At 61.0% G+C, this 19,163-nt stretch carries 18 protein-coding genes and 1 pseudogene; 11 read left to right on the forward strand and 8 right to left on the reverse strand.

What is annotated here, in order from left to right; all coding sequences use genetic code 11:
* Positions 1-147 precede the first annotated feature (147 nt).
* From I0K15_RS03160 to I0K15_RS03180, 5 genes are all read left to right on the forward strand, one after another.
* The gene (locus tag I0K15_RS03160) at positions 148-1,446 is read left to right on the forward strand and encodes a DegT/DnrJ/EryC1/StrS family aminotransferase (protein ID WP_196103989.1); all 1,299 of its coding nucleotides are present in this window, start codon (positions 148-150) and stop codon (positions 1,444-1,446) included.
* 4 nt (positions 1,447-1,450) lie between these two features.
* Positions 1,451-2,212 carry an amino acid kinase family protein gene (locus tag I0K15_RS03165; protein WP_196103990.1) on the forward strand — a complete coding sequence of 254 codons (762 nt, stop codon included), beginning with the start codon at positions 1,451-1,453 and terminating at the stop codon, positions 2,210-2,212.
* The gene (locus I0K15_RS03170; RefSeq protein ID WP_196103991.1) at positions 2,209-3,015 is read left to right on the forward strand and encodes a nucleoside-diphosphate kinase; all 807 of its coding nucleotides are present in this window, start codon (positions 2,209-2,211) and stop codon (positions 3,013-3,015) included. Before I0K15_RS03165 ends, I0K15_RS03170 begins: the two co-directional genes overlap by 4 nt.
* A 74-nt stretch (positions 3,016-3,089) precedes the next feature.
* Positions 3,090-3,533: a hypothetical protein gene (locus I0K15_RS03175; protein ID WP_196103992.1), complete on the forward strand. Its 444-nt coding sequence runs from the start codon at positions 3,090-3,092 to the stop codon at positions 3,531-3,533.
* Positions 3,526-4,728, forward strand: coding sequence for an MFS transporter (locus I0K15_RS03180; RefSeq protein ID WP_196103993.1), 1,203 nt, complete (start codon positions 3,526-3,528; stop codon positions 4,726-4,728). The genes I0K15_RS03175 and I0K15_RS03180 overlap by 8 nt, the downstream gene beginning before the upstream one ends.
* Before the next feature lie 24 nt (positions 4,729-4,752).
* Here the strand turns inward: I0K15_RS03180 and I0K15_RS03185 are convergent, their stop codons facing one another.
* Complete coding sequence (locus I0K15_RS03185; RefSeq protein ID WP_196103994.1) at positions 4,753-5,427, reverse strand: LuxR family transcriptional regulator; 675 nt, start codon at positions 5,425-5,427, stop codon at positions 4,753-4,755.
* Positions 5,428-5,688: 261 nt separating this feature from the next.
* On the opposite strand from I0K15_RS03185, the gene I0K15_RS03190 reads away from it, so the two are divergent.
* Both I0K15_RS03190 and I0K15_RS03195 read left to right on the forward strand, forming a co-directional pair.
* Positions 5,689-6,336, forward strand: a complete 648-nt coding sequence (locus tag I0K15_RS03190; RefSeq protein ID WP_196103995.1) for an acyl-homoserine-lactone synthase — start codon at positions 5,689-5,691, stop codon at positions 6,334-6,336.
* Between the two features lie 172 nt (positions 6,337-6,508).
* A complete protein-coding gene (locus I0K15_RS03195) occupies positions 6,509-6,673 on the forward strand; it encodes a hypothetical protein (RefSeq protein ID WP_196103996.1) in 165 nt (54 codons plus the stop codon).
* Between the two features lie 111 nt (positions 6,674-6,784).
* Here I0K15_RS03195 and I0K15_RS03200 read toward each other — a convergent pair whose 3' ends face one another.
* The 4 genes from I0K15_RS03200 to I0K15_RS20990 form a co-directional block, all read right to left on the reverse strand.
* On the reverse strand, positions 6,785-7,906 hold the full coding sequence (locus I0K15_RS03200; RefSeq protein ID WP_196103997.1) for a PQQ-dependent sugar dehydrogenase: 1,122 nt from the start codon (positions 7,904-7,906) through the stop codon (positions 6,785-6,787).
* A gap of 86 nt (positions 7,907-7,992) precedes the next feature.
* A complete protein-coding gene (locus I0K15_RS03205; protein WP_196103998.1) occupies positions 7,993-8,994 on the reverse strand; it encodes an SDR family NAD(P)-dependent oxidoreductase in 1,002 nt (333 codons plus the stop codon).
* Positions 8,995-9,545: 551 nt separating this feature from the next.
* Positions 9,546-10,013 (reverse strand): LysR substrate-binding domain-containing protein, encoded by a 468-nt coding sequence (locus I0K15_RS20985; protein ID WP_230374263.1) that lies wholly within the window; start codon positions 10,011-10,013, stop codon positions 9,546-9,548.
* Positions 9,905-10,468 carry a LysR family transcriptional regulator gene (locus tag I0K15_RS20990; RefSeq protein WP_230374264.1) on the reverse strand — a complete coding sequence of 188 codons (564 nt, stop codon included), beginning with the start codon at positions 10,466-10,468 and terminating at the stop codon, positions 9,905-9,907. Before I0K15_RS20990 ends, I0K15_RS20985 begins: the two co-directional genes overlap by 109 nt.
* Positions 10,469-11,009: 541 nt before the next feature.
* On the opposite strand from I0K15_RS20990, the pseudogene I0K15_RS03215 reads away from it, so the two are divergent.
* A pseudogene (locus I0K15_RS03215) lies at positions 11,010-11,642 on the forward strand (tyrosine-type recombinase/integrase).
* A 364-nt stretch (positions 11,643-12,006) separates the two neighbouring features.
* Here the strand turns inward: I0K15_RS03215 and I0K15_RS03220 are convergent.
* Both I0K15_RS03220 and I0K15_RS03225 read right to left on the reverse strand, forming a co-directional pair.
* Positions 12,007-12,954 (reverse strand): DNA/RNA non-specific endonuclease, encoded by a 948-nt coding sequence (locus I0K15_RS03220; RefSeq protein WP_196103999.1) that lies wholly within the window; start codon positions 12,952-12,954, stop codon positions 12,007-12,009.
* 333 nt (positions 12,955-13,287) lie between these two features.
* Positions 13,288-13,791 (reverse strand): Lrp/AsnC family transcriptional regulator, encoded by a 504-nt coding sequence (locus tag I0K15_RS03225; RefSeq protein ID WP_196104000.1) that lies wholly within the window; start codon positions 13,789-13,791, stop codon positions 13,288-13,290.
* Between the two features lie 107 nt (positions 13,792-13,898).
* Between I0K15_RS03225 and I0K15_RS03230 the strand changes: the two genes are divergently transcribed.
* The 3 genes from I0K15_RS03230 to I0K15_RS03245 all read left to right on the forward strand — a co-directional run bounded on the left by I0K15_RS03230 (position 13,899) and on the right by I0K15_RS03245 (position 18,313).
* Complete coding sequence (locus I0K15_RS03230; protein WP_230374265.1) at positions 13,899-14,795, forward strand: EamA family transporter; 897 nt, start codon at positions 13,899-13,901, stop codon at positions 14,793-14,795.
* A gap of 415 nt (positions 14,796-15,210) precedes the next feature.
* Positions 15,211-16,644 (forward strand): calcium-binding protein, encoded by a 1,434-nt coding sequence (locus tag I0K15_RS03235; RefSeq protein ID WP_196104002.1) that lies wholly within the window; start codon positions 15,211-15,213, stop codon positions 16,642-16,644.
* 527 nt (positions 16,645-17,171) lie between these two features.
* Positions 17,172-18,313, forward strand: a protein-coding gene (locus tag I0K15_RS03245) for an IS3 family transposase (RefSeq protein ID WP_422394002.1) whose coding sequence is annotated in 2 segments (ribosomal slippage) — positions 17,172-17,432 and positions 17,435-18,313 — 1,140 coding nt in all. Because the reading frame shifts where the segments join, the coding sequence is not laid out codon by codon here.
* On the opposite strand, the gene I0K15_RS03250 is transcribed toward I0K15_RS03245, so the two are convergent.
* Positions 18,288-18,752, reverse strand: coding sequence for a hypothetical protein (locus I0K15_RS03250; protein ID WP_196104003.1), 465 nt, complete (start codon positions 18,750-18,752; stop codon positions 18,288-18,290). The genes I0K15_RS03245 and I0K15_RS03250 overlap by 26 nt on opposite strands.
* Positions 18,753-19,163 lie beyond the last annotated feature (411 nt).

The following is a 19,163-nucleotide window of genomic DNA, read 5'->3' on the forward strand; positions in this document are numbered from 1 at the left end:
TGCAATACGGCAGTTCCGCCGTATCGTGTGCTGTACTGCGTCTCCCTATCCTCATTGATCATCTCCGCAAGCGTTCTGTCGCAGGGCTGCGTCCCCCCGCCCTGCGCCCCGCGGAGAACCCGTTCGTTGTCGGGGAAGGAGGAACAGATGCTGCAGGAAAAGATCAGGTCGGCCAAGCCGGCGAAAGCCCATGGTCCCACACTTCACAACCGCGCCGATCTCGCCGCATTCGGCGGTCCGCCCGCGCTCGTAGACACGGAGATCACCCGCTGGCCAGCAGCCCGGAAGAAGCATCTCGAGGCGCTCGGCCGCGTGGTCAAGAGCGGCAAGTATCACCGCGTGAACCATCCGCTCGTCTCCAAGCTGGAACAGGAACTCAGCGACTGGTCGGGCTGGTGGACCGCGCGCGCCGTGGGCAGCGGCACATCGGCTCTGCATATCGGGCTCGACTACTACGCGAGCCGCGGGCCGAAGGTCGTCACCGCCGCTCTCAACTGGCCGGGCGCAGTGGGGCCGATCGCCTTTTCCGGGCTGACCCCCGAATTCGTGGACGTCGATCTCGCCGATGCCTCCATCGATGAAAGCGCCGCTATTGCCAGGGTCGGAAAGGACGTGGGTGCGGTACTCGTCACCCATCTCTTCGGCAACAGGGTCGACGCGCCGCGGCTGCGCCGCGCCAGCCGCAAGGCCGGAGCCGCGTTGATCGACGACGTTGCGCAGGCCATCGCCGTCCTGCGGACCAACGCGGACCAGCGTCCGCTCGACAGCGACATGCTGGCCTTGTCCGGCAACGGTGCGAAGCATCTTGGGGCCGGGGAGCTTGGCTTCGTGCTGACCAAGGATCCCGAACTGATCGAACACGTCGATCATGTGTCGCTCACCAGCTCGGCGCGCAACGGCGAGCGGATCTTCTCGCCCGATACCTGCGGCTACAACTACCGGCCCAATGTCTTCTCGGCGGCACTGGCCCGTTCGCGCCTCAAGCGCATGAACGACCAGTTGCGCGAACGGCAGCGCAACTGCCTCTTCCTGTGGGAGGAGATCTGCGAACTGCCGGGGCTGAAGCCGATCTTCGATCCGGGCGATCCGCGCAACTCGTTCCTGAACATGCCATTGAGGCTGGAGCCGAAAGAGCTCGATCTGCCCGAGACGCCGCAGGTGCGCGACTACATTATCAAACTCCTGCAAGCCGAGGGCGTGCCGCTCTGGGTCTGGCTGACGCAGCCGGTCTTCGAATACCTGCCCGCCTTCCGCGACAGGTGGTCGGCGCGCGACTTCCCGAACACGCAGAAGCTGCTCGACACGATGTTCTACATCTCCGAGATCGCGCCGCCGAACGGCAAGCCGCTGATGCGCGCCTATGCCGATGCCTTCCACAAGGTCTGGGCCGTCCTGCCGAGCCTGCGGGCCGAGATCCGGCGCAGCATTATCGCGAACGAGGGGTGAGATCATGGCCGACAGGATCAAGGGCTTTCCGCCCTACAACATCGACGCCGTCGTGAAGATCGGCGGCAGCCTGATGCAGCAGCCGGAGCGCTGCCGCGCCCTGATCGCGGAGATCGAGACGCTGGCATGCGAGGGCCACCGGCTCCTGCTGGTGCCGGGCGGCGGCCTCCCGGACAACGCCATCGAGAGCGTGGACGCGACCTACCCCCTGTCACCCTTTACCGCGCACCACGCCTGCGCGCTGGCGCAGGACCAGACCGGCTACATGCTGGCGGACAGCGCGTTTTCCACCCGGCTCCGGCCCTGCAGCACGCTGGGTGCGTGCCGGCAGGCCATCGCAGACGATGCGGTTCCTATCCTTCTGCCGTCACAGATCCTGTTCCATATGGATCCCGTGAGCTGGAGCTGGGACATCACCTCAGATGCGGTGGCCGCCTGGTTCGCTTGGCTGGTCGGCGCGACGCGGCTGGTCATCGTCACGAATGTGGACGGCGTCTTTCTGAACGGGGCGGTCAGCGATCCGGCCCAACGCATTGCGTGGATCGCGGCGGCCGACCTCGCCCGGCTCGGCCATACCTCGATCGACGCCTGCGCTGCGGACTTCCTCGCGGGCAAGGGGCTGTCGGGGGCCGTGCTCAACGGCGCGCACCCGGAACGGCTCGCGGCCTATCTGCGGGGCGAGCCCACGATCGCGACCGAGGTGCTCGCGCAGGCGCCGACCACCATGGCCCCGGCGACCTCACACCCTGCTGAGGTCGCATCATGATCAGCTCCGCGTGCGGCCTGACCGTCTTCGGTCCCGAGGTGGCGAAGGCGGGTCTTACCACCGCGCTCCACCATTTCATCGAAGCCCGCAGCGGCCTACGGATCGAGGACTGCTTCCTCGTACTGCACACGCGCCGGTCGATCCGAGCCTTCTATCAGCTCACCGGCTCCACCGGCGGGGATCACTGGGATCTGGTGGAGAGCCTGTTCGACTTGCGGCCTGCCTGCGTGACGCTCTGGTCCGGGGAGGACGCGCTGAAACGGCTCCAGCGCCTGAAGGGCGCGACACAGCCAGCAGAGGCCGAGCCGGGCACTGTGCGGAGCCTGTTCTGGTGCGACAACCCGGTTGCTAACCTCATCCATGTCAGCGACACGCCGGAGGTCATGGCGTCGGAGCTCCAGATCCTGCGCAGCAAGGCGATCGGTGGCGATCTCCGGGCCTGGCAAGGGGCTGCGGGTCACCGCTACTCCCATTCGGCGCTCTGGACCCTAAACGCGCTTTTGGCGCGCCATCTTGGCAGGAGCGAGCGATACTCGGACCTGCCCGCTGACGGGAATGCACGACTGTCCGCAAACCTCCTGTGGCATCAGGCCGAGGACCTCGCGATGAACGCGGGTCTGGAGGACCCCGTGCGCCGCTACCTGCTCGGAGAGAGCGACGCGCTCACAGAACTTCTGCAAGGGGCGGGACAGGTCTCTGCCTGGGAACGTCTGATGCTGCGATGCGGGCGCCATTCGAACCCGGTCTGGGCCTCCCGCATCGCCATGTCGGCTGTCGAAGACAGCCTTGCGCAATGCCGTTGAGCCCGCTCCAGCGCGAGGTTCTCGCGGCAATCGGTCCGCAACGGAGCTCTCGAAGCTGGATCGCGGGAAGCGCCGTGCTCGCGCATTGGCTGTCCCGCATTCCTCAGGACATCGACATCCATCACGCGGATGAACTGGCGATGCTCAGGGCCATGTCGGCGGACCGGGCGCAGCTCGAAGGAATGGGCTTCGTCGCAGGGACTGTCCAAGTCGCCGAGGACGAGATGGAAATCCGCTTCGCCTGCGGTCGCGGCAGCGTGGCGATCAACTGGGTCTGCGAAGCGCGACTGCCCGAAGGCGGCCCGGTGCCGGATCCGATCTTCGGCTGGCGCGCCCCCTATGCCCCGGTGATCGAACGCAAGATCGAGATGTATCTCGACAGCCACGCCGAGAAGCACGCGCAGGACCTCCGGGAGATTGTGGCGCGATCGCTCAACGGGCGCGATCTTCCCGTCGACCTGTCGGCCCGGATCGCGCAACTGGAATCCATTGCGTCACCGGCCGAGACCGATGGCTGAGTCCGCCGCCACGCCGCGATCGGAAATCTTGCTGTGCATCCTGCTCTGGTCGTTGGGCGGGTTGACCGGGCCGATGCTCTATCCGGTTCTGCCCGACATGGCGGGCGCGCTGAACGAGGCTCCGGCCCGCGTGCACCTGACGGTGTCGCTGTTCTTCGCGGGTTTCGCGCTCTCCCACCTCGTGCTTCTACGTCTGGTGGAGCGCCTTGACTTCCTCGATCTCATTGCGCTGAGCCTCGTGCTCTTCATCGTCGCGAGCATCCTTGCCGCCCTAGCCGCGAACGTGGAGACGGTGATCGCGGCAAGGTTCGTGCAAGGACTGTCCTATGGCGTCCTACCCACTGCGGTCCGCGCCCTGCTCTGCCGGAACCGCAGCGCGGCGGCAGCCAACCGGGATCTGTCCATCGTGGCTGGCGTCGTCTTTCTGATCCCCATCGGGACACCCGTCGCTGGCGCCGCCTTGGCGGAGCGTTTCGGATGGAGCTCCGTTTTCTGGTTTCAGTGGATCTACGCGCTTGCCGTTCTGGTACCCGTGCTACTGCATCGCAAAACAGGGGAGCCACCGGAGCAATACTCCGTCCGCCGGGTCGCGCGGGTGCCGACGGCCGACATCCTCAAGAGGATGACGGCCGACCGCGCCGGTCTGGTCGCGGCAGCACAGATGGTTCTGCTCTACAGCCTCGTCATGCTGCTGCCCTTCGATATAGCGCGCGTCGTGCCGTCACTGAGCGAGCATGCAATGCGGGACGCCGCGATCCTCGTCGCGGCCTCGTTCGCCGCGATCGCGCTCGGCAGCTTCCTCGCCGCGCGGCGGACGTCGGCCTTCACTCCCGGCCTGCTGGCGACATGCGGGGCCGCTGCGGCGCTGGCAGCCGTCGAGGCCCTCGCCCAGCCGTCTCTGATCCGCTTCGGGGTGGGAACGACCCTTATCTCTGTTGGACTGGGTCTCACGGTCTGGTCAGCCATGGCCCGCGCAATGACTGCAGGAGGGGATGCGCCGCTTTTCCGCAGCGCGGTGCTCGGCTTTGTCCAATACGGTGGCGCTTTTCTGGTCGTCACCTTCACCAGTCTCTGTGTGCCGCCGCTGGCGTTCGGTCACTTCGCGGTCGCAACCGGGGTGCTCGTAAGCGTCCTACTGCTCACCGCGGCCAGTCACCGGACCGGAATCGGCGCCGCGCGGGTTGCGGAACAATAGAACCTGCGCACCGACGCTCGACGTTCAAAGCTGGATCACGCGCGACACGGCGGCTCTCGCAACGGCTTGCGTTTTCGACGAGACCCCGAGCTTGGAGGTCGCTCTTCGCAGGTAGAAGTAGACCGTCTTTTCACTCAGGCCGAGGATCTGAGCGGTCTCCCACGCTGTCTTCCCGCGGGCGGCCCATTCCAGCACCTCGACCTCGCGCACGGAAAGGGCTTTTGTAGCGCCGTCCTGTTTCGCGGTTATGTTGGACATTACCGAGTCGTGTAGAAGCAGCGCTGCATGCGATAAATCGGCGAGGTGGCCGTCGAGGAAACCTTCCCAGTCTGTCTTGGACCACTCGGCCGTTACGGAGAAAAGTGCACTCTCACCAAAGCGCCCCCAAACCGGAACCGACAGGCCGGTATGCCCGACGCCGAAATCCTCTGCCTCCTCGAAGAACGATCGCGATAGCGCCGTCTCGGAGCGCAGATCGTCCCAACCGAACGGTAGCAGGGTCTGCCGGGCGAAGCGAAGAACCGGATCGCTCTCACCATAGTTCCGTTCGAAATAGTGCTCGATCCAATCCTTCGGGTAGGTTGTGAACAGGATGTTCTCGGACCGCGATCCCGGTGGCGGGCAGACCCAGTAGTACGACATATGGCTCAGGCCGAAATGATCCTGCATCTCCGTCAGGAGATGTTCATAGTCTGGCACGGTCTCTCGCGCCTCGAACTGGCTCGAGAGATACCTTGAGAAAGATCGGACCGGAGCCATAAGCTTCTCCGACGAGGTGCCGCGCACTCTCGATATGCTACTTAGTTAAATATGTATTGATTTCGGGCGATTGTCTCGCCTTATGACATATTTAATTAATAGAAACTAAATCAAATTGTGTCCGCCCAGACGGATTCTTGTCGCAGTGCCGCTTGGGCTGCGCGGCCTTCTTACGGTCAGATCGAGGGTTGGGTTCGGAACATGATTATCATTGCAAACGGCGCGGACGATCCGAGGAAATCGCACATCCTCGACCAGATGTTCCGCTTGAGAGCGCGCCAGTTCTCCACGCGGCGAGGATGGCGCGTAGTCGTCGAGGACGGGAAGGAAATCGACCCCTTCGACGCCTTGATCCCGATTTACGTCTGCGTCGTGATCAACGATCAATTGATCGCATCCCTGCGCCTTCTGCCCACGATCGGGCCATACATGCAGGCAGACGTATTTCCGGAAACCATGGGACCAACGGCACTGATCCGAGACCCGCACATCTGGGAAAGCTCCCGTTTCGTCGTCGACACCGAGGCGACGCGGGCCTTCGGGGAGGACGGTGTCAATGTCGCGACACGCGCGCTCCTTGTCGGGCTATTCCAGTTGGCTGTCGCGTTGGGACTCAAGAATGTCGTGTCGGTTTATGATGTCTTCGTAGAACGCATTCTCCGCCGCGCTGGATGCCGGTTCGAACGGCTTGGCCCCGTAGTCCGCTATGATGACCTGAAGACGGTAGCCGGCTTATTCGAGGTATCTCGAGAGAACGTGCGCGAGATACATGGGGATGACACACGCGTTCAGGCTCTGATCTCCAACTGGCACTACAACTCGATAAACGTAGATCAACAATCGGCCTAAGTAGGTCTTGCAGCGAGCGAACACCAGACTCCGATGAAGATTCATTTATCGAAACTTGATAAATAAATGGAAGGTCAATGCGGGCGCAGTTAGAATTTGAACTGCTAAACGATCCTGGCAGCACAAACAGGGGCCATTTAGCGAGGTGAGAGCTCTCGCGGCCAACTCCCGGATGTCACTCAAGGCCGTTCGTCAAAATTATTCGGTCGCGCTATTCACGTCCGGATCGACCAGTGGCGTCGCAGGAGACCCGAACGATCCGCGATTGATTTTTACTCACCGCGCTGGTGGCGCGGGCGGCCGCTATCATTTCGACGCGGAAGTTGAATGGCTTTGATGCATCAGGTCACTGTTTGGCTGCGCGGAGCGCCACCAAAGTCGTGACCAAGCCCCTGAGAGCCTGTCGTTTCAAGCTCGCAGGGACGTACCTTGTCCAGCAATGATCGCGTCACCCCGCGGGCGTGAGGCGTAGAAGTCGGCCGCCATAGCCATCCTCCAGAACCCAAAGCGAACCGTCAGGAGCTTCTTCGACCTCTCGAATGCGCTCATCCCAGGAATAGCGCGCAACCTCGCGACCTACGCCGTCCTCGACAGAGACACGGATGAAGGCCATGGACGACAGCCCGCCCAAGAGTGCGTCGCCACTCCATCCGGTGAAGAGATCGCCGCCGTAAATCGCGAGCCCGGCGGGCGAGACCGCCGGCACCCAAGCGATTGCGGGCAGGGCAAAGCCGTCGTTCTCGTCATGATCGGGAATCTCGCGTCCCGAGTAGTCGTCGCCGAACGATCGGAGTGGCCAGCCGTAATTCGCACCGGCCTCGATGATGTTGAGCTCATCGCCATGTCTCGGGCCCATCTCATGGGCCCAGAGCGTACCGTCTTCGGTAAAGGCCAGACCCAGCGGGTTACGGTGACCATAGGTCCAGATTTGGGCTGAGACGCCGCCGTCATCCTCGAACGGATTCCCCGGCGCCGGAGCGCCGGCTTCGGTCAGTCGCAGGATCGCGCCGAGATTGTTTGAGCGGTCCTGTGCCAATGCCTCAAGCTGTCGTTCTCCGGATGTGACATAAAGAAAGCCGTCAGGTCCGAATGCGAGGCGCTGCGAATAGTGCCGCACGTCATCATGCTTCGGCACCTGCTCCCAGATGCGTGTAACATCGGAAAGCGCACCGCCGTTTCCCTGCAGATCCAACCGTGCGCGATATATGACCGCTCCGCTCATCGGACCGTCCCATTCTACAGGCGACAGGTAGATCGTGGCGTTTTCCTCGAACCCGGGATGCAGGATCACGTCCCCCAGTCCGCCCTGCGCGTTGTCCTGCGTCTCCGGGATGTTCGCGATCTCGCCGAGCCGGCGCCCGTCGGCGGAAACCAGGATCAGGCGACCCTCCTTCTCGGTGACCAGCATGCGGCCATCGGGCAGCGTAGCAATCGCCCAGCCTGCCTCGAAGCTGTCCGCCACCGTCGCGACGATGGTCGACCCGTCGCTTCCGGTGACGGAGAAGCTTTCCTGAGCGATGACGGGTGTGGCGCTGAGGGTCGCTGTGGCGACCAGGACTATTCGATCCATCAGACTGTTCCGTTCGTTTAGAGAAACTCTTGATGTGCGCCGGAAAAGGGGGACCCGCGCACACCATTATCGCGTCGGTATGCGGATCAGCCTCGGCTGTTGACCGTGGCGACCCATTCTCCGTACGGACCATTCGCCATGAAGGCGCCTTGCGTCTCAGCAAGCTCGGCGTTGATACGGGCCACGAGGTCGGGACGGCCGGACGCGATCGCGCGAAGTGGTCGGTTGCCGGGTCCGGCTTCGATCAGGCGCACGACTTCCGCGGCGACCATGTCACCTGTGACCGGTGGCTCGGACTGCGTCCATTCCTGCGAAATCGCAATGTGAGAGGCGTAGGCTTCGCGGCGCTCGGGATCGATGGAACCGCTGTCCAGAAGCTCCTGAAGGTAGATGCCAGCATTGTCCGTGAAGTCGGTATCAAAGCGGCCCGGCTGAAGAACCGTGACGTCGACGCCGAAGGGAACAAGCTCATAGGCCATCAACTGCGAGATCATCTCGGTGGCGTGCTTCGTTGCGGCGTACCAGCCCAGCTCCGCATTGATGAGGCGGCCAAGCCCGGATGATGTCTGGATGATGTATCCACGCCCCCGCGCGCGCATATCGGGGAGCACGGCGCGGGCCATCCGGTAATATCCGAGGAGATTGGTGTCGATCTGACGTTGAACCCACTCGTCGGCGTGCACTTCCGTCGGCCCGGGAATGCCGAAACCAGCGTTGTTGATAAGGACTTCGATAGGTCCGACGGCCTGCGCGGCGACGACGCCAGATGCGACGCTTTCGGGATCGGTGACGTCGATCTCGACGATGCTCATGGGAAGGGCCTCATCGTCAATGATGGCCTGAAGCGCGGCGGCTTCTTCCGCATTTCTGCCGCCGACGCCCCGCATGGAGGCGACGACAGTGTGGCCGGCGCGCGCGAGCGCCAGAGCCTCGAGTTGGCCGAGGCCGGACGAGCATCCCGTGATGAGAACAACGGAGCCTTCAGCAACGGCCTGAGCACTCACCATCGATGGCGCAGAAGCGAGCAAGGCTGCGACAGCAGTGCCCGCCAGAACCGATCGGCGATTGAGGTTGGACGGATCGAACATGGAAGTATCTCCTCGAAAACCATTGTCTGATACCCGGAGCCGGGACCGTGCCATGCCCAAGGGTGTAAGCGAGACATGATGGGAGTTGTGCCTGGCGAGAAATCGGCAAAAGCCATTCGGAACAAATGGCTTTTCAATTGGACTTTTGCCATTCAGGACCCACGCCCTGCGCATCAATCAGGGTTTGTGGCAAACCATGTCAGGCGGCTGCATCGGATCTGTTCTTTCATTCAGCGCCTCCAGCAGCACGCGACCGACACGAGCTGCGGGTGCCGGTTTTTGACCTGTGACAAGCCACCCGTCCCGCAAAGCGTGGGATGAACACGATGTCCACAGCGTGTCCTTCGTCGATGAGCGTTCAATCGGGCGCGGTTATCTCGTCGAGTTATCACCCCGTCTCGCGCCCGACCTCGGCAAGATGCGTGCGGGATATCAGTGCAGCTGCAGTTCTGGTATGGGTTTGCGGTCCTGTTCTTGTCAGACGGTGTCATTGACACAGGCGGTGGACATACGGTCGCGAGCCGCGGGATCTCCAATTCGGCAGCGAACTATCAGCTTTCCGATGAGCCGCCAGTCGCGAGAAACGCCTCTGCGACACGTTCCCTGAACCAACGCTCTGCCGAATCGCGATCGGTTGAAGCGGGCCAGGCCATCGTGTTCGTGACCGGCGGAACGGCGACCGGGCATGGGTCGATTGCCAGTCTGCCAAGATCGGCGAGGCGCTCCGCGATGAAATCGGGCACCGTCGTAATGAGATCGGTTCCCGGCAAGGTCGATAAAATGAGCGCAAAGGACGACAGTCCCACGACCACATGACGGTCGTGCCCCAGTTCGCGAAGCTGGTCGTCGACAAACCCCTCGAGATCACCCTGCGGCGTCACCAACACCTGCGGCCTCGAACAGAAATCGCTTATGCCGTTGATCGGAGCCGTGGATGCATCGCGCAGCACGACCCATGGCGCGTGGCGCAAAACGCGCCTTTTGGCTGTCGCGTGCGGGTCGTCGCGAAGATAACCCACAGCCAGGCCCGTTTCGTCCGATAGAAGCATGCCGGGCAAATTGCGGTAATCCCTATTCGGACCGTCAGGCCACAATGAGGTGCCTCGCGGCGGAGGGTTTCCGTGAGCTGGGGCAGGATCGCCATGGCGACGGCATCCGTGCAACCGAGCCGAAAGATGCGAATGTCTTCCGCCGGATTGAATTCCTGCACTTCACCGAGCGATGCAGCGAGCGCGTCGAGGTGTGGTTTGGCTGCCGCTAGTAATTCCTCGGCGCGGCTCGTCGGGACAAGACCGCGTCCCTCACGCACCAGCAGGTCGTCGTCGAACACGTCGCGGAGGCGGGCAAGGATCCCCGATACCGTGGACTGCGCCAGGTTCAGCCGTTTCGCGGCAGCCGTGGTCGACCGCTCCTCGATCAGAACGACCAGCGCGGAGATGAGGTTCAGATCGAGGCGTCCCAAGCGATGCGACATGTGAGATCTTCTAGAGTTTTGTCGTGCCGTTGGAAAACGGTCTCGCCGATTTTCTGCATAGGCGAATGTGATTTCCGACTCTCTATGAGGGCCGCAACACCTTCGAGAATCTGCCAGTAGCCTTGCAGGAAACAAAAGTCGCTCTCTGCGGAGCCGCGGTGGGAAGGCGCAGGCACTTGGGCTTTGCAGGCAGCCTCGTGGATGTGTCTGGTCTTGACCCCTGAAAATGGTCCGAAACAAAACCCGAAAGGTCGCATAAAGACCCGCCCAGAAACGGGGGGAAGATCACTCGCCGAGTTGTACTCAACGCCCCGGGCCTGGAGTGTTGGCGCAGTACTTCTGCTCACCGCGATGGCGCTGAGATTATTGCTGGCCAAACGATTGGCCGCTGAAGCAGATAGATGACGTTCGTACATCGAGCGGCATCGGTAACCTTGGGCTCGTTCCCGCCATGTTCCGCAGAGCAACGGACCTGCGATATCGTGCCCTCGCCAACGTCGAGTTGGCGATGTGATGGGGAGCGGTAGGTCGGAGAACCGCCATGCGCATCGTGAACCTACCTGCCATTCGGCCTCGGCGTCCTGCCTGGAACAAAGGGCGGATTGTCGGCCAGAAGCGACCGCTTCTTCCGAAGCACGTCTGGGCCATCAGGGTCCGGCTCGAGATCGCCGAGAACGTCCGCGACCTCGCCCTCTTCAACACGGCGATCGACAGTAAACTCAGGGGCTGCGACCTCGTCCGCCTCAAGGTCGCGGACGTCTACGCCGCCGGCCAAGTCAAGGAGCGCACCTCGATCCTCTAGAGCAAGACGCAGAAGCCGGTGCGCTTCGAGCTGACGGAAGGCACGCGGAAGTCGATCGAGCACTGGCTCGCGCATCCAATGATGATCGGGCAAGAACATCTGTGGCCCGGTCGGCTCCACGAACCGCTGCACATCTCGATCCGCCAATATGCACGCCTCGTACGTGCCTGGGTGATGTCGATCGGGCTTGAGCCGAGTGCCTACGGGACGCACTCGATGCGCCGGACGAAGGTGGCGCAGATCTACCGAAAGACGGGCAACCTCCGCGCGGTTCAACTCCTTCTCGGCCACACGAAGATGGACAGCACAGTCCGCTACCTCGGCGTCGAGCTCGAAGATGCGTTGGCGATCTCGGAAGCCGTCGAGATCTGATGCCGATGGGCCGCCTTCGGTGGGCGGCCCAAACCGGCCTCTCGACAAACTTCCATCATGCTACGCTGCGGCCCGTCGAAGGAGACATTCGCCGCGACCGCAAAAACTGCATGTAGGCGAGCTTTCACTCCGCGGATTTTCTAGGCTTTGGGACGTGGCGGCAGGGCCCTTCTATGCAGCGAATTCAGGAAATCTGTTCCAAGTTTGAGTCCCGTACGGCGGCGATAGTTTTCAATCGATCAACTTGCCAAGAACCGAAACCTGACGCTGCGCGGAATTCTCTATCGGATCTTCCAGGATTGGGAAATCAAGGTGGGTGACAGGCTTGAGAAAGCAAAGCTTGAAGTCTCGAACTTCAGTCCTGCTAGATGATTATATCCTGAGGGCCGTGGATTGCCGTTGATCGAGGCCTCGCGCCCGAACTGAAAACCGAGCGTGTCCAATTCGGAATGGACTTCGTCGCGGTGTCTCGAATCCGATCTAAGATGTCCGATGGCTCGCGCCGGGGCGGAGTCCGAACACTAAACAACTGGTCTTGCTCTGCCGCGAAGATCATCGCATCCGCGTTGCGGAGCTCCGGAAACGAAAGCCCACTCAAAACCTCAATCGTCGTGAGCCGCACCTGTTCCAGGACTGGTGAAAAACTCAATGGCTCCGGTGAGGCATAGTCACTTTGCCAAATCAGAAACCCGGCAGCGCGAAGCTTGTCTCCACGCCGGATTGCCATGACTTTCCAAAAACCAGCAGGAATTTTGACTGGATCATATCCCTCGGTGATTGTGACTTCCGGATCCTCTTCAGTGAAGACGGGCCCCTGAAAAACACATGAGCGACGCTCATTTGATGGTGCCTCCGACAGCTCCAACATCCAGTCTTCTACCTTTCCCCAGGCAACGTGCATCCGTCGTTCTTGTGGGGCGATGTTGGAATAATAGTCGCTCTCCCGCTCCGCGCGTTTGGCGTCTTCAATCTCATCCGAGGTGCTTCCCCAAGATAGGCTTTTTCTTCGCGCCAAATGGCCTCTCTGGTAGTAATCTGGGGTATCCTTGTAGCCTTGTTCGTTCCCGATCTGCAGATTGGCATCGATCTTCGGATCGAAGTCAAAATCTCGGCTCGTATGCTGTTCGTCCGGCAGACTACTGCCATCAATGTTGTGGGCGGTCATCGACGCCAAACCGCGGTTCTGGTTGAACAATATGGAATGTCGGGTGTGATGAACAAAATCTCGCTGGAACGTCGTTGAAAGAACGCGTTCGCTAGGGACAGGCAGGGGAACCTCGAACCCGCTGATGAAATTTTGATCGTATCCCATTCTGAAATCTCGCCGATCTAGTGGTCGTTGTCTAGAATGTATACTCTAGCGGCGATCATATAATGATCTGACAAAGAACTCTCGTGATCGCCGGGGCGCTCAGATGACAGAATACGCTGCCGGGACTATCGAAACCCAGGCTGACCACGAAGAACAAAGATGCCGTCCAACCGCCCCTTCCGGCCATTCATCTAGGTCTCCCACGCCGCAGTGCAGCTTCCCAGAAGCGGGCATTTACCGGTACTTTGTCCGGAAAGTCGATGATACGGCTGCAACGCAGGACGAAGCCGAAATCTCCTGCGTTGCTGCGGACGTCTGCTTTTGCTTGCTGGCTCAGAGTTCGACAAGTCGCTCTTCGACCGGTGAAGATTGAACGATAGACGAGTTTGTCGCGCCGAAGGGCACAATCCGGTCGATCACAGCCTCCATCTCGGCCACGTCGCGGACGTGGGCGCGAGCGACGAAGCAATCCTCACCAGAAACGCGGTCGCACGCCACGATCTGAGGCGTTTCTCGGATAGCTTCGATCATGTTCTTCATTTCGCCCGGCAGCGGGCGTGCGCGGATCAGGATCGTGAGGCTGTAGCCAAGGCGAGTCGGGTCAATGCGAGCGCCGTATCCGGTGATGATGCCCACGTCTTCAAGACGTCGCACACGGTCCGCCACGCTTGGGGCGGACAGGCCCACCCGCCGGGATAGCTCGGCACGGGGGATACGTGCGTCCGTGCAAAGCTCGCGAAGAATGGCAGCATCGATGCTGTCGAGACCGGTTTCTTCGGATCGAAGGTCAGAGCGCCCCTTTTCCTTCATTCTTGCGTTCGAACCAGCCTTGAGCATAGTCGATCTCAATATCCAAATCCGCATGTACCTTGCATCATGGATACATGACAGATCAAGCTTCTGCAGATCCCGCCGTCGCCAACGCCCCCGGAGCCATGTCGCGCATGTCCGAGGCCGTTCCCCCTCACGCATGGTTCGGCGCCTCCGCCGTTTTCCATTATCTCGGCCCGGCTTTCGCCGTTCTGCTCTTTCCGGTCGTCGGCGTACTTGGCGTTGCCTGGTTCCGCATCGCCTCGGCAGCATTGGTCTTCGCGCCGATCACGAAGCCTTGGCGTACGTTCAAGAAATCGACGCCCCGCGAGCGCCTGCTTCTTATCGCGCTTGGCGGTTGTCTCGCGGTAATGAACAGCTCCTTTTACCTGGCGCTGGACCGGTTGCCGATCTCACTCGTTGCGGCAATCGAGTTCGTCGGCACCATCGGAATCGCCCTCTGGGGTCTCCGCACGGGGCGCAACTTTCTGGCTTTCGCCTTCGCCATCATCGGCGTGGCCCTTCTGATCGACGTGCCATCGCTCCTGGCGGCGGATGGACCTGCTCTGACATCTGACCTACTGGGCCTATTCTGGGCGGTTCTTAACGGGTCGCTGTTCGTCCTCTACATCATCCTTGGCCACAAGATTTCCGAAGGTGGCGCTTCAGGTGGCGTGGAGCGTCTCGGCGCGGCCATGACAGCGGCCTTCATCTTCGTGATGCCTATCGGGTTCCTACAGGCTCTCGAAGCCTTCGGCGCACCGCTTCTGGTTCTGGCCGGGATTGGGGTCGGCATCTGTTCGTCCGTCATCCCCTATGTCTGCGATCAGCTCGCAATGGCCCGTCTGCCACGCGCCAGCTTCGCGTTCCTGCTCGCGCTTCTGCCTGCAACCGCCACGATCATCGGCGTGATCGTCTTGCGCCAGATTCCGAACGCCGTGGATGTCCTAGGCGTGGTCCTCGTCATGATCGGCGTGGCCGTTCACAAGCCCGCACCGATGCCGGCTCCAACAGACCACGAACTCCAGTAGCGGCCCATAGCTGCCGCCAGTCGACAGCCTCTGTGCCTGCGGTGCAGTGCTTCAAACCCGCCATTCGCTATCGGTGCAAACTTACCGCCCTGGCCAAAGTACAGGTTGGCGGGACTACGGGCCGGCGCAGACTGACGACGCTCTCGCTTACCGTTCTGGTCACCCAGATCGGTCCTGGCCGTTCTAGAGCGAGCTAGCTGTGCGCAGGCGGTTGGGCCGCTTCCACTGCCACGATCAAATTGCAACGCACGCCCTTCAAACCTCGGGCGGCTTTTAATGCCTTGTTGCAAAACGAGAAAAACGCTTCGAATGCCACGCTTTCCGGCTTTCTGACACGATTTCGCAACTCAACCTCTGGTAGAAAAGCGCTGCCTTCGCCCCTGGGGGCAATATTTCAGACCAGGAGTAATACATCATGCCAACCAATCTCGACGGGACCGCCGGCGACGACGTTCTCATCGGCACCGGCGCGCAGGAATTGATCCGCGGCTTCGGTGGAAACGACCTCATTTCAGGCGGCCGCGGGCTCGACACGCTCGACGGCGGAAGCGGGACCGACACCGTCAGCTATGCGTACACCTCTGCCGATATGGATATCGATCTCACGGCGGAGCTCGCCACATTCTTCAACGGCAATACCGAGGAGATCCTGAACTTCGAGAACGTCATCGGGTCGGGCGGTGACAACCTGATCACCGGCGACGACGGCCGGAACGACATCCAGGGCGGTGCCGGAGACGACACGATCAGCGGAGGCCTCGGCCGCGACACCATGGATGGCGGCGACGGCATCGATACGATCGACTTCAGCTACACCAGCGCGGATGTCGATCTGGACCTCGCCGCGGGCCTCGCCACGTTCTTCAACGGCGTGACGGAGGCCATGACCAACTTCGAGAATGCGGTCGGCACGTCGGGTGACAACCTGATCACCGGCACGGATGGCGCCAACATCCTCGACGGTAACGGTGGCAACGACACGCTGGACGGCGGCGCCGGAAACGACACGCTGATCGGGTCCGAAGACGGCTTCACGGCATATGAAGGCGGGGCGGGGACCGACACGATCGATTTCAGTGCCTCGACGTCGGACTTGATCGTGAGACTTGTGCCGGACGCGGACGACGATGTGGATGGCGGTGAGGACTCCAGCGGTGTGTTCGTCCGCTTTGAAAGTGGTCTCACGCAGACGGGCTCCATTCGCAACGTCGAAAACGTCCTGACCGGAAGCGGAAATGACTACATCTATACTGGTGTGAGATATGACGGCGATAGAGAGAACTACGAAGGTAGCTACGTCGATACCGGCGCAGGTGATGATTTTATTGATATCGAAATCGGCGGCAACGACACTGTAATTGCGGGTGATGGCGACGATTACGTCAGCAACTACGATTCATCCCATGCAAACGGCTTGGGCGACAGCGATGTCGTCTTCGGCGGTGCCGGCGATGACGACGTATTCCTTGCCTACGGGAACAACTCCGCCTTTGGCGAGAGCGGGAACGACACGCTGGAGGGTATCGAAGATGATTACTATGGCGGAGCCGATGTCTTCGACGGGGGCGCCGGAGACGACCTGCTGTTCGGTGGCACTGGAGACGATCTACTGACGGGCGGTTCCGGTAGCGACACTTTCGAGTTTCGTTTCCACTATGATTACAATGGCAAAGATACAGTTACGGACTTCACGCAAGGCGAAGATCTGCTGGTCATTGATGTCGATGATGAAAACGATATCGAGATCACGCAGGACGACGGTTCCACGATCATCACTGATGGTGAGAACAGCGTCACGCTCGTCGGCTTCACCGGCACGCTGACCGCCGACGATCTCAGTTTCGTCTGACGCAAGCAATCTGCGGAGCGTGCTATACCGGTGCGCTCCGTCAGCTTCGTGCTTCAAGACGTGGAACTGCTTCATCATAGCCGCCCCAGTCTCGAGCGAGCTCGAGATGATTTTCCAGACTCGCAACGTTCCGCGTTTATTGTTCCGCCGCATAGAAGCCGTGCATTTCTCGGTGCTCCACGACAAAGCGGAACCAGCGCCAATCAACCTGGCCTTGACGCGAATGCATGCCGCCGGCGCGCTAATATTTTAGCCGTGCCCAGCCAGCGACTTCTGCTTCGATCGATAGTGATATGTTTGGAAGAGGCGCGCTACGAGCTTCGCTTCGGTTTCGACCCTTACCAGACCATCGATGTGCTGCGGCCTTTCAGAAACCGGACGTCAATAGGTGTGTAAAAACTGATCGCCCCCCAAAGGAGACACTCGCCCGATACGCACAAATCTCGGACTTCGGAGATCACGGAGGTGGCCTTGTCCTTCCCCCCTAGAACTGGGCCATTACATTGGCCGCGAGAGGGGGATTGGGCATGGCGAGGAAGCGACATTCAGACGAAGACATCTTGAAGCTGCTGCGTGAGATCGAGCTGAAGCTGACGGCGGGCGATGACGTGGCCACTGCATGCCGCGGCGTCGGGATCAGCGACGCGACATACTACAACTGGCGGAAACGGTTTGGCGGGATGGGCCGGTCGCAGCTGTCGGAGATGAAGAGTTTGGAGAAAGAGAACGCCCGACTGAAGAAGATCGTCGCCGAGCTCGAACTGGACAAGCTCATACTCAAGGAAAGCCTGAACCACCTAAAGCCCAGGGCCTGACCACAGAGGAGCTTCGTCAGGCCGTCCTTCACACACGCCAGAAGCTTGCCACGTCTGAGCGGCGGACCTGCCGGGTGATTGGCCTGGCGCGGAGCTCCCTGCAATATCAGCCAACACAGAGAGACGATGATGCGCTACGGTTGGCTCTGATCCGGTTGGCGAAGCAGTACGGGCGATATGGCTACCGCAAGATCACGGAGCTGCTTCACATGGAAGGCTGGCGGGTCAATCACAAGAAGGTCGAGCGGCTCTGGCGTGAGGAAGGATTGCAGCTTCCGCAGCGGCACAAAAAGCGCAAGCGGCTCTACCACAAGGGCAGCTCGATCATCCGGCTTCGGCCCACGCACCCGAACCATGTTTGGGCAATAGACTTCGTGCATGACAAGCTCAGCAATGGGCGCAGTTACAAGATGCTGACGGTTCTCGACGAGTTCACGCGGCAGGCCTTGGCTGTTGTGGTCCGCACCAAGATGGGTGCCGACGAAGTTCTCGAAGCACTCTATCCGCTCCTGCTGCGCCACGGTTCCCCGGAGTATATCCGGTCCGATAACGGACCCGAGTTCGCAGCAGAGGCGATGCAGGGCTGGCTTCGGCGTGTTGGGATCAAGCCCATCCGCATCTACCCAGGATCACCCTGGGAGAACGGATACAACGAGCGCTTCAATGGGACATTACGGCGAGAGGTTCTCAATGCGGAGTGGTTCACGACGACCAAGCAAGCTCAGATCGTCATCAATCACTGGCTCAGGCAGTACAATCACACCTGCCCGCATCAGGCACTCAACATGCGCCCACCCGTTCCTGAAACAATATTAGAGAAACCCCTGATCAGTGGCCCAGACACAGGGGGCTAGACACATTCGCCTCGGAGCCCCGCCGGGTCAGTAGGTAGATGTGGCGCGAGACCTTTCCCGGCTGCCCGGCTCGCTTGATGCGGATCAGGTCCGCCGCTCGAAGAATGGCCAACGCGTTGTCGAGTGGCTCATAGGCACCGAAATGGTAGCGAATCATTGGCAGGTGCCTCAGTTCGGGTTCGCGGTCGGAGAAGATGCGTTTCGCCGTTTCGAGCAGGCGTTCCGCTCCATCCTTCTCGTAGAGGTCCAATAATTCGTTCGCTAGGTAGTCTGGATAGCGAATCCAGAAATCCAGTGCTTGCAACCGGGCCTGCCCATCCAGAACGGCGACGACTTCCTCGTCCCATACGCCGGGCTCTGGGCCTTCGCTGCCGGCGACAATGCAGGCTAAAAGTCTGACGGCGTTCTGACGATCTGTCGATTTCTGCAGCGATTCCACTGATGGTGCCTCCTCGTCGGAAGCATGCACTGCCAACACTCAGCGCGCAAAACTTACAGACGGTAGTGTCGATACCCGCCGCGCCTCTTGCTCAGCGTTGTCAGGCAATTCGCGTGGTAGAAGACATCATTCTCGGAGCTATCGATGCCTAGCGGCTCAACGTCCGTTCTCACCCGCGGTTTGCGGTGCTCACGCACTTGCGGCGAACTTCCGCTTTCCGCCCGATGCTCCGGTGATCTCGCTTCCGCAGTGAACTTCCGCCGCCCCCCAATGGCGACGCCCCCCCTGCTCAGGTCGTCACGTGCGTCCCTCTTTGCTGAAGTCCTAGGTGACATCGGCATCGACCTGGGGCTTCAGCACAATGTCTACGGCTGCCTGTCCTGGCTTGTCTGGCAAGACAGATGTCAAGTG

The organism is Pontivivens ytuae (assembly GCF_015679265.1).
Classification (GTDB): Bacteria; Pseudomonadota; Alphaproteobacteria; order Rhodobacterales; family Rhodobacteraceae; genus Pontivivens; species Pontivivens ytuae.